Source organism: Rhizobacter sp. P3_B12, assembly GCF_056402895.1.
Map to the genome: position 1 here is coordinate 1 of NZ_JBFUGN010000129.1, position 10,103 is coordinate 10,103.

Annotated in this window: 9 protein-coding genes; 5 read left to right on the plus strand and 4 right to left on the minus strand. The window is 66.5% G+C overall.

Annotated features, from left to right (window positions below):
* The first annotated feature begins 126 nt into the window (after positions 1-126).
* Positions 127-606, plus strand: coding sequence for an Lrp/AsnC family transcriptional regulator (locus tag AC1D01_RS09820; protein ID WP_073467839.1), 480 nt, complete (start codon positions 127-129; stop codon positions 604-606).
* A 423-nt stretch (positions 607-1,029) separates the two neighbouring features.
* Positions 1,030-1,686: a hypothetical protein gene (locus tag AC1D01_RS09825; protein ID WP_477865857.1), complete on the plus strand. Its 657-nt coding sequence runs from the start codon at positions 1,030-1,032 to the stop codon at positions 1,684-1,686.
* Positions 1,687-1,710: 24 nt separating this feature from the next.
* Here the strand turns inward: AC1D01_RS09825 and speB are convergent, their stop codons facing one another.
* From speB to AC1D01_RS09840, 3 genes are read right to left on the minus strand one after another with little or no spacing between them, the layout of a single operon-like run.
* The gene (speB, locus tag AC1D01_RS09830) at positions 1,711-2,640 is read right to left on the minus strand and encodes an agmatinase (RefSeq protein WP_477865858.1); all 930 of its coding nucleotides are present in this window, start codon (positions 2,638-2,640) and stop codon (positions 1,711-1,713) included.
* 41 nt (positions 2,641-2,681) lie between these two features.
* Positions 2,682-3,137, minus strand: a complete 456-nt coding sequence (locus AC1D01_RS09835; RefSeq protein WP_477865859.1) for a hypothetical protein — start codon at positions 3,135-3,137, stop codon at positions 2,682-2,684.
* Entirely contained in the window at positions 3,137-5,560 is a 2,424-nt protein-coding gene (locus AC1D01_RS09840; RefSeq protein ID WP_477865860.1) for a bifunctional metallophosphatase/5'-nucleotidase, read from the minus strand. The genes AC1D01_RS09835 and AC1D01_RS09840 overlap by 1 nt, the downstream gene beginning before the upstream one ends.
* Positions 5,561-5,901: 341 nt before the next feature.
* Here AC1D01_RS09840 and aceA point away from each other — a divergent pair, with 341 nt between their 5' ends.
* The gene (gene aceA / locus AC1D01_RS09845; protein WP_477865861.1) at positions 5,902-7,218 is read left to right on the plus strand and encodes an isocitrate lyase; all 1,317 of its coding nucleotides are present in this window, start codon (positions 5,902-5,904) and stop codon (positions 7,216-7,218) included.
* A gap of 4 nt (positions 7,219-7,222) precedes the next feature.
* Here aceA and AC1D01_RS09850 read toward each other — a convergent pair whose 3' ends face one another.
* Complete coding sequence (locus tag AC1D01_RS09850; protein ID WP_477865862.1) at positions 7,223-8,371, minus strand: iron-containing alcohol dehydrogenase; 1,149 nt, start codon at positions 8,369-8,371, stop codon at positions 7,223-7,225.
* Positions 8,372-8,465: 94 nt separating this feature from the next.
* Between AC1D01_RS09850 and AC1D01_RS09855 the strand changes: the two genes are divergently transcribed.
* Together AC1D01_RS09855 and AC1D01_RS09860 are read left to right on the plus strand one after the other, a co-directional pair.
* Positions 8,466-9,377 (plus strand): alpha/beta hydrolase, encoded by a 912-nt coding sequence (locus AC1D01_RS09855; RefSeq protein ID WP_477865864.1) that lies wholly within the window; start codon positions 8,466-8,468, stop codon positions 9,375-9,377.
* Positions 9,374-10,103: YbgC/FadM family acyl-CoA thioesterase (locus AC1D01_RS09860; protein ID WP_477865863.1), on the plus strand; the 730-nt coding region annotated here is incomplete at its 3' end. The genes AC1D01_RS09855 and AC1D01_RS09860, both read left to right, overlap by 4 nt.

A 10,103-nucleotide genomic window follows, 5' to 3' on the forward strand; every position in this document is an offset into this window, starting at 1 on the left:
CCAGAGGGCATGTGATTTCCGTCACGCAGTCTAGCCGGGCTGCCGCGAAATTTGCTTGCGCAAAGCAACTCGATTTCAGGGTGTGCCGCAATATCATGCGAAGAACCAATCAAGGATTCGCAGGATATGGCAAGCAGCAAGCCGAAGGTGCAACTCGATGCGATTGATCGGCACATCCTGCGGGTGTTGCAGGTCGAGGGCAAGCTGGCCAATGTCGAACTGGCCGAGCGGGTCCACCTGTCGCCGTCGGCCTGCCTGCGGCGGGTCAAGGCGCTGGAAGACGGCGGGGTGATCGCGCAGTACGTGGCGCTGATCGATTCGAAGGCGGTCGGCCAGCCGGGGACGAGCTTCACGATCGTCAACCTCGAGAAGCTGACGCAGGCCGCGATGGCCGAGTTCGAGCAGGCGGTGCGCGACGTGCCGGAGATCCTCGACTGCTTCTACGTCGCCGGCACCAACGACTACCTGCTGCGCTTCACCTATTGCGATGCGGGCGACCTGGAGCGCTTCCACACCGAGGTGCTGGAGCGGCTGCCGGGGGTGGTGCGCTCGAACTCGATGCTGGTGTTGCGGACGGTGAAGAAGACGACGGCGCTGGCGGTTTGATGCCAACCGGGGAGTGGAACTTCCAAACCCCGCCTGTTACCTAGGCTGAGTGCTGCATGGCCGGTTCGAGGCCATCTCGGAGTCGGTGATGCGTCGTTTTCTCAAAGGAGTCGCATTCATGAACCCTTACCCAACCAATCCTTCCCGCAAGGGTCTTCCCGGCAGCCGCGGTGTTAGTAATGCAGGCTCTGCTCCCGTAGACGTCAACGCTTTGGGGCAGTCTTTGAAAGATAATAGAAAATCGGCGGATGCGAATTTGAATGGGACTGTCTTTAATAATTCGACCACTTCGGCGCAGCCTCCCCAGCGCCCTGGTCTTCCTGGCAACAAGAAGTCGACTGATGCTCGGGATCTTTTCAATCGTCCTCCGGGGAGCAGAGGAATCCCTGGTTCGAGAACCTTGTCCCAAAAATCCAGGAAATTTTGCCGGTCGAAACTCAAGAAATTTCACCGCCGAAACCTCAGGGGCCGCAGTCCGGCGAGAGCAAATGGGCTGGGCCGGGAACAGTCTTCGTCACTTCTAATAATTTCAATACAAGGCTTAAAGATGTCACCGAGGGTAGTGAATGCAAGGACATGCATGAAAACTACATGACCGCCATGAAGGATATCATCAAATCGGCGGGCAATAATCCCACCATTGCAATTGGTGTGAAGCTTCAAAAATCTGGTGCTGGCCATGGTTCAAATCCTGACGGCACTGAGTTGAGTCCTTCATACCTTGCTGCGACCAGTGCAGTGAAAAATATCATCAACAGCCACATTCCAGATACATGCGCCAGGTTGATCGTTGTATTCTCCAGTAATTGCCTTCAACTGGATCAACAGCATGCAATTGAGGCTGCCGCCAAGAATGGAAGCAGGGGCAGGGTGGTGGACATATTATATCTCCAGGAATACAAGGATGTTGCGATCCTTGGTAAAATTGGATTCAAAAGCGGCGAAATTTATGTCAAGGCTACATTCCAGAAACTTGGTGAAATCTCATTGAAAGCGGAAGACATGTGTTCGGTGGTTGCCGGGAATCCCACGGAAAACTGGGCTGCCGAGTTTTTCAAAGAAAGCCATCCGACCTACTGAATCGGTCAGGTGCAAAGTCGCCGGTCAGCGGTGCACAGGCTTCGCCAACCGTCCGCACAGGTAGGTCCACACGAAGCTCGCCGCCGCATAGCTGGTGATTTCCGCGTGGTCGTACGGCGGCGACACCTCCACGCAATCCATCCCGACGAAGGGCAGGTCGGCCAGTTCTTCCAGCACCGTCAGCACCTGCGTGGTCGTCATGCCGCCGGGCTCGGGCGTGCCGGTGCCGGGCGCGAAGGCCGGGTCGAGGCAGTCGATGTCCAGGCTCAGGTAGACGGGCGGATTGCCGTGACGCGACAGCCGGTTGCGGATCGCCGACAGCACCGGCTGCATCTGCACCGCGCCGTCGAGGCCGCGCAGTTCGCGGGCGGTGAAGATCTGCCCGCCCTGGTCGCGCACGTACTCGCGGGCCTCGCGCTGGCCGGCCGAGCGGATGCCCAGTTGCGTGAAGCACTCCTTGATCACCAGGCCTTCGTTGATCGCTTCGTAGACCCACGTGCCGTGGCCGCTCGGCTCGCCGAAGTGATCGGCCCAGGTGTCGCAGTGCGCATCGAAATGGATCACCGCCAGCGGCTTGCCCAGCCACTCGACATAGCTGCGCAGCAAGGGCAGCGTGATCGAGTGGTCGCCGCCCAGCCAGGCCATGTGGTGCGCGCGGATCAGCGGCGCCACCTGCGGGCCCATCGCCGCGCGCATGCGCTCGAGGCTGGTGTTCGGCAGCAGCAGGTCGCCGGCATCGCCGAGGCGGCCTTCGGGCGTGGTGTCGAAGAACGGGTGGATGCCGTCGCACAGCATGTGGCTCGCCTCGCGGATCGCGCGCGGGCCGAAGCGCGCGCCGGGGCGGTTCGTCACCGCGCCGTCCCAGGCGATGCCGGCCACCGCGAAGGGCGTGTCGGCCGACGCCACGGGCGCCTTCAGGAAGGCGTTGTTCGACAGGAAGGCGAAGCTGCTCATCCTGCGATTTTGCGGTCTTCGCTGGGGTCTTCCCTGCGGTTTTATTTCCGCGGCTTGCTGCCCCGGCGCAGGGCCTCGATCTGCGCCAGCCGGCTGCGGCAGTCGCCCGCCACCGTCGGGCACAGGTCCTGGTCGCTCAGCTTGAAGCGCTTGCGCAGCGGGTCCACGCGGGCCAGGTAGGCCTGCGCGCAGACGTCCGAATGCAAGGTGGCGATGCGCGCGGCCGACACGCAACCCACCAGCCCCAGGTAGGCGGTGCCGAGCTGCTCCACCGGTTTGCCCGCGGTGCTCAGCAGGCGCGCATCGACGCACGCCGAGAACTCGTCGGTGTCGTGGTGCATCTCGTGCAGGCAGGCCTGGGAGGTCTGCTGCACGGCCTCGTTCAGGGCGCGCCGTTGCGCCGCGTCGAGCGCCCAGGCCGGCAGCGCCTGCAGGCCGCACAGCAGGCCGGCGACGGTCCCGGCCGTTGCCCGGGCAAGGGTCGAACGACGCCGCATCAGTTGAGGCGCGTGATGCGCGGCGTCGTGGGGGCGACCGGCGACTTCTCGCGGAAGTAGGCAATCATCGCGTCGAGGTCGATCACCTTGGAATCCACCACGTTGGTTCCCTGCTTCGCGAGGACGTTGAAGTTGTCCCCGCCACTGCCCAGGCCGAGGAAGTTGTTGGTGCTGACCGTGTAGGTCCTGGTGAGGTCCAGCGCCACGCCGTTGACCTTGACCGACGACACCACCACCCGGTGACCGGTGCCCGCGGCCGCGCAGTCGGTCGGGTTGGCGCCGGTGGTCCAGGCGTTCACGCTGTTGTCGTAGCTGTAGGTCAGGCCGCCGGAGACCTGCAGCAGGCGCCCGTACTGCAGCGTCGCGGGGTTGAACTTGGCAGTGCAGTTCGGCGCCTCCCACTGCTGCTCGAGCAGGCGGATCACCTGCGCGCCGGTGACGGTGACCTTGACCACCGTGTTGGCGAACGGTGCGACCGTGTTCACCTGGGCGTAGGTCACCGGGCAGGGCGTGCTCGCGCCGGCAGCGCAGGTCAGGTCGGCGCGCACGCCGCCCGGGTTGACCACCGCGAAGTCGGCGCCGTTGGGCGTGCCGTACAGGTAGGCATCGGCCATCACCGAACCCATCACCCCCTCGGCGGACTCGTCGCGGTTGGTGGTGCCGGTGAACAGCGCCCGCATCAGGTTGCCGCCGATCGTGCCGACCTGCTTCTGCGCCAGCGTGTTGGAGACGGCGACGTATTTGTCCACCAGCGCCGCGATGTCCGCATCCTTGGCGAAGGTGGCGAAGGCCGCGGGCACCGTCACGCCGGCATTGTTGTCGGCCTGGATGATGGGCACCGTGGCGGCATCGATCGAGGTCACGCCGGTCTTGAGCTTGATGCCCAGGTTGATGTCGGTGACCGCGCCGCCGTAGAAGCCGGTCTGCGTGACCACGTAGCGCTTGCCACTGGCCTTGCCGGTGTAGTTGCAGACGTATTCCTGGTGGCTGTGGCCGCTGACGACCACGTCGATGTCGCTGCTGAGCTTGTCGAGGATGCCGCCCAGGTCGCCGAAGCTGACCGGGCAGCTGGTGTCGTTGACCGTCGTCGCGGTCGACACGCCGCCCTGGTGGATCAGCACCACCACGGCCTGCACGCCGGCGGCCTTCAGCGATTTCGCCTGGCTGTTGATGGTGGCCGACTCTTCCAGGAAGCTCAGGCCGCTGATGCCGGTGCCGGCGACCAGTTCGGTGGTGCCCTTGAGCGTCAGGCCGATGAAGCCCACTGCCACCGGGCCGAAGCGCTTGATGGCCGTGGCCGGCAGCAGCGGCACGCTGCTCGCTTGGTCGACCACGTTGGCGGCCAGGTACTTGTACTTCGCGCCGCTGAAGCTGCCGCCGCTGGCGGACCAGGTGCCGGTGGCGGCGTCCATGAAGCAGGTGTCGGCCCCCACGGTGCCCTGGGCGCCGGAGACCGGGAAGCAACCGCCATTCTGCTTGCGCAGCAACTCGGCCCGGCCGTAGTCGAACTCGTGGTTGCCGACCGAGGTGATCTCGAGCCCGATGCGGTTGAGCACGTCCACCGAGGCTTCGTCGTGCGTCGCCGACGAGACGAAGGGCGAGGCGCCCGTCATGTCGCCTGCGCCCACCACCACGCTGTTGGGGCCCTTGGCGCGCAGCGCCTTGATGGCGGTGGCCACGTAGGCCGCACCGCCCACGTTGACCTTGGTGCCCGCGGCATTGGCCGGGTCGGGCAGGGTCACCGTGCCGCCATTGGTGGCGGCCGGCGCGGTGATGGCGCCATGGAAGTCGTTCATCGCCACCAGCTTGATGCTGAAGGTCTTGGCGGCGAGTGCGTCGAGGAGCTGGTCGTGCTCGTTGCCGGGCGTGCCACCCGAGGCGGCGACCAGCGCGCCGGCCAGGAAGTCGCTCACCGAGGCGGGAATGGCGACCCCGTTGGCCGCCAGCTCGCCCTTGACCGCGGCCTGGGCGGCAGCGACATCGGCGGCACCGAGCTTCGCGCCCGCGGCCGTATCGAAGCCCGCGAACCAGGCCACGGTGTCGGCCGAGAACTTGCCCACCACGGCTTCCGTCAGCGGCGTGATGTTGGCGGTGGCGGTGCTGCCGCTGCCCGTGGCCAGCGAGTGCAGCTTGCCGAGCGCGCCGGCATCGGCCTCCAGCACGCAGGGCAGCTTGCCGTTGAAGGCGGCGGAATAGCCGCCATCGGCGCGGGTGGTGGCACTGCCTTGGCTGCCGTCGGCGCAGCGCACGGCGATCTGGGCATTCGCCAGCGCGCTGCCGGTGGCCGCGGTGCCGGAGAGGGTCAGCGAGGCGGCCGGCTCGCCGGAAGGCGACCCATCATCGCCACCACAGGCACTCAGGCCTGCACACACCGAGGCCAGCAGACACAGCCGCAGGCGGCTTGAAAAACGACGGTACGACACGGGCAGGCCCTCCTTGAAAGTTCGCGATCATGGCTGCGCAGCATGGCGCGCAGGTGACAGAAGAAGCGCACCTCGCAAGATGCGCGCCTCGCGTTTCAGCTTTCCGCATCAAGAAAACATCATTTCGCATTGTGGTAATTCAATGCCACCGTGGCACGCTCATTCTTCCAGATGGAAGAAGTTGATTTCGCATCCAGAAATCATCAGATCAAGTCATTGATTTCATTGAATATTATTTTTAGTCTTATATAAGACACAAGTCTTCCGAAAGAGACGGCCGGCTCCTATTCTTGAAGCCATCAAGTCCTCGTTTTTCCACACCGTCACTTCCGGAGACCGACATGAGCCAACCGACCCGTGAGCAACAGATCGCAGCCCTCGAAAAAGACTGGGCCGAGAACCCGCGCTGGAAGGGCATCAAGCGTGGCTACAGCGCCGCCGATGTCGTGCGGCTGCGCGGCTCGCTGCAGATCGAGCACACGCTCGCCAAGCGCGGTGCCGAGAAGCTGTGGAACCTGGTCAACACCGAGCCCTTCGTCAACTCGCTCGGCGCGCTGACCGGCAACCAGGCGATGCAGCAGGTGAAGGCCGGGCTGAAGGCGGTCTACCTGAGCGGCTGGCAGGTGGCGGGCGACGCCAACCTGGCCGGCGAGATGTACCCCGACCAGTCGCTGTACCCGGCGAACTCGGTGCCGATGGTGGTGCGCCGCATCAACAACACCTTCCAGCGTGCCGACCAGATCCAGTGGTCCGAGGGCAAGGGCCCGGGCGACGCCGACTACCGCGACTACTTCGCGCCGATCGTGGCCGATGCCGAAGCCGGCTTCGGCGGCGTGCTGAATGCCTTCGAGCTGATGAAGTCGATGATCGAGGCGGGCGCCGCCGGCGTGCACTTCGAGGACCAGCTCGCCTCCGTCAAGAAGTGCGGCCACATGGGCGGCAAGGTGCTGGTGCCGACGCGCGAAGCGGTGGCCAAGCTGGTGGCGGCGCGCCTCGCGGCCGACGTGATGGGCACGCCCACCGTGCTGCTGGCCCGCACCGATGCCGAGGCGGCCGACCTGGTGACCAGCGACGTCGACGACAACGACAAGCCGTTCACCACCGGCGAGCGCACCATCGAAGGCTTCTACCGCACCTGCAACGGGCTCGAGCAATCCATCAGCCGCGGCCTGGCCTATGCCGAGTACGCCGACATGATCTGGTGCGAGACCGGCAAGCCCGACCTGGCGTTCGCGAAGGCGTTCGCCGATGCGATCCACAAGAAGTTCCCGGGCAAGCTGCTGGCCTACAACTGTTCGCCGAGCTTCAACTGGAAGAAGAACCTGGACGACGCGACGATCGCGAAGTTCCAGCGCGAGCTCGGCGCGATGGGCTACAAGTTCCAGTTCATCACGCTGGCCGGTTTCCACAGCCTGAACTACTCGATGTTCAACCTGGCCTACGGCTATGCGCGCAACAACATGAGCGCCTTCGTCGAGCTGCAGGAGGCCGAGTTCGCCGCGGCCGAGAAGGGCTTCACCGCGGTGAAGCACCAGCGCGAGGTCGGCACCGGGTACTTCGATGCGGTGACGACGACGATCGAGCGCGATGCGTCGACGGCGGCGCTGAAGGGCTCGACCGAGGACGAGCAGTTCTTCGACGCGAAAGAACACGCCTGAGCCGCTACATCGACGCCGCGAGCATCTCGCGGTAGTCCTCCCGCGTCGCCAGGCGCGGGTTCGTCTTGTGGCAGTGGTCGACCATTGCGCCGTCGATCACGCGCTCGAACAGGTCTTCGGTGACGCCGAGGGCCGCGAGCCCGGGCGCCAGGCCGATCCGCGCGTTCATTGCGCGGATCGCCTCGGCCACCTCGGTGCCCTTCGAATCGCACGAACCGATGCCCATCGCGTGCGCCATGCGCGCGAGCCGCCGTTCGCGCACGATCGATTCGGCGCTTGCGTTGAAGCGCACCACCGCCGGCAGGAACATCGCGTTCAGCGTGCCGTGGTGCAGCTTCGGGTTCACGCCGCCCAGGCTGTGGCTCAGCGAATGCACGCAGCCCAATCCCTTCTGGAACGCCATCGCGCCCTGCATGCTCGCGCTCATCATGTTCCAGCGCGCCTCGCGGTCCTGCCCGTCGCGCACGGCCCGCTCGATGTGGGCCCAGCCGCGCTCCAGCCCGTCGAGCGCGATGCCGTCGGCCGGCGGGTTCACCGCAGGCGCCATGAAGGTCTCCAGGCAATGCGCGATCGCGTCCATGCCGGTCGCGGCCGTCAGCAGCGGCGGCAGGCCCAGCGTCAGCGCCGGGTCGCAGATGGCGGCGCGCGGCATCAGGTTCCAGTTGTGGAAACCGAGCTTGCGGCCGTCGTCGACGATCACGATCGCGCCGCGCGCGACCTCGCTGCCGGTACCCGCCGTGGTCGGCACCGCGATCACCGGCGCGACGCGGTCGGTGATCTTCGTGCTGCCGCCTTCGATGGTGGCGTAGGTCTTCATCGGGCCGTCGTGCGTCGCGGCGATCGCGACGCCCTTGGCCAGGTCGATGCTCGAGCCGCCGCCGACCGCGATCAGCCCGTCGCAGCCGTGCTCGCGCCAGGCCTGCACCGCGGAGCGCACCGCCGCCTCGGTCGGGTTGAACGGCGTGCCGTCGAACACCGCGTGCGGCAGGTCGCCCAGTGCGGCCAGCGCTTGATGGAGGACTCCGGCCGCGCGCACCCCGGCATCGGTGACGACCAGCGGCTTGCGGATGCCGATGCGCTCGCATTCGGCCGGCAGCAGCTTCACCGCGCCGAAGTCGAGCTGGATCTGCGTGAGGTAATAGATGAAGGCCATRGCGGTGCGGGGCGTTGCGCAATGTTGCGATGGGATCGGCCAGTATGCTCTGGCACACTCGCCCCCCGTGAGCTCGCATCCCCTGACCCCCGCGATGAGCAGCCTGCTGTATCGCATCGGCCGCGCCAAGCGCCCCCCGTTCCACACCATGCCGGTCGCGCAGGCCCGCGAGGTCTACACCGCAGCCGCCGAGACCATCGACCCGCCGCGCGCATCGCTCGCGCGGGTCGAGGACTTCACGCTGCCGGCGAGCGACGGCACGCCGTTGCGGGCCCGGCTCTACGCGCCGTCGGCCGGCCGGCTGCCGCTGATGATGTACCTGCACGGCGGCGGCTTCACGATCGGCAACCTGGAAACCCACGACAGCCTGTGCCGCCAGTTCGCGCTGCGCAGCGGCACCGCGGTGGTCGCGCTCGACTACCGGCTCGCGCCGGAACATCGCTTCCCGACCGCGGTGAACGACGCCTGGTCCGCGCTGGGCTGGCTCGCCGCACGCGCCGAGACGATGGGGCTCGACGCCCGCCGCATGGCCATCGGCGGCGACAGCGCCGGCGGCACGCTGGCCGCAGTCAGCGCGATCCACGCGCGCGACATCGGCCTGCCGCTCGCGCTGCAGGTGCTGATCACGCCCGGCACGACGGCGTACGCCGACACGCCGTCGCACCGCGAGTTCGCCGAAGGCTTCCTGCTCGATGCGCGCGGCATCGAGTGGTTCTTCGGCCACTACATCGATCATGCCGACCGCGGCGACTGGCGCTTCGCGCCGCTGAACGCCCCCGACCTCGACGGCGTCGCGCCGGCCTGCGTGGTGCTGGCCGAATGCGATCCGCTGGTCGACGAGGGCGTGGCCTATGCCGACCGGCTGCGCGCCGCCGGCGTCGCCGTCGAGCTGGAGCTGTACCGCGGCGTCACGCACGATTTCATCAAGATGGCGCGCGAGCTCGACGAAGCCGTCGCCGCGCAGGACGCCATCGCCGCCGCACTGAAGAAGGCCTTGCTGTCATGAAACGCACCGATTTCCGATTCCTCGAGCGGCTGCGCGTGCGCTGGGCCGAGGTCGACCTGCAGCAGATCGTCTTCAACGGCCACTACCTGATGTACTTCGATACCGCGGTCGCCGGCTACTGGCGGGCGCTCGCGATGCCGTACGCGTCGACGATGCACTATCTCGGCGGCGACCTGTTCGTGCGCAAGTCCACGCTCGAGTACGAAGGCTCGGCGCGCTACGACGACGTGCTCGACATCGGCGTGCGCTGCGGGCGCATCGGCACCTCGTCGATGGTGTTCAGCGCGGCCGCTTTCCGGCAGGACCAGCTGCTGGTCCGCGCCGAGCTGGTCTACGTGTTCGCCGATCCGGTCGCGCACAGCTCGAAGCCGGTGCCGCAGGAGCTGCGCGAGCTGCTGCAGGATTTCGAGGCCGGCAAGCCGATGGTGGAGGTGCGCGTCGGCTCCTGGGCCGAGCTCGGCCGCGATGCGCAGCGCATCCGCACCGAGGTGTTCGTCGAGGAGCAGAAGATCCCGCCGGAGCGCGAATGGGACGACGCCGATGCCGATTGCATCCACGCCGTCGCGTACAACCATTTCGGCGCGGCGCTCGCCACCGGCCGGCTGCTGGAGCACGTGCCCGGCGTCGCGAAGATCGGCCGCATGGCGGTGACGCAGGCGATGCGCGGCAGCGGCGTCGGCCGGGCGGTGCTCGATGCGCTGATGAAGGCGGCGCGCGAGCAGGGCT

What these genes read in the sequence shown, in the direction of transcription:
- AC1D01_RS09820 (WP_073467839.1), top strand. Translation starts at nt 127, where the DNA reads ATGGCAAGCAGCAAGCCGAAGGTGCAACTCGATGCGATTGATCGGCAC.
- speB (WP_477865858.1), bottom strand. Translation starts at nt 2,640, where the DNA reads ATGAGCAGCTTCGCCTTCCTGTCGAACAACGCCTTCCTGAAGGCGCCC.
- AC1D01_RS09835 (WP_477865859.1), bottom strand. Translation starts at nt 3,137, where the DNA reads ATGCGGCGTCGTTCGACCCTTGCCCGGGCAACGGCCGGGACCGTCGCC.
- aceA (WP_477865861.1), top strand. Translation starts at nt 5,902, where the DNA reads ATGAGCCAACCGACCCGTGAGCAACAGATCGCAGCCCTCGAAAAAGAC.
- AC1D01_RS09850 (WP_477865862.1), bottom strand. Translation starts at nt 8,371, where the DNA reads ATGGCCTTCATCTATTACCTCACGCAGATCCAGCTCGACTTCGGCGCG.
- AC1D01_RS09855 (WP_477865864.1), top strand. Translation starts at nt 8,466, where the DNA reads ATGAGCAGCCTGCTGTATCGCATCGGCCGCGCCAAGCGCCCCCCGTTC.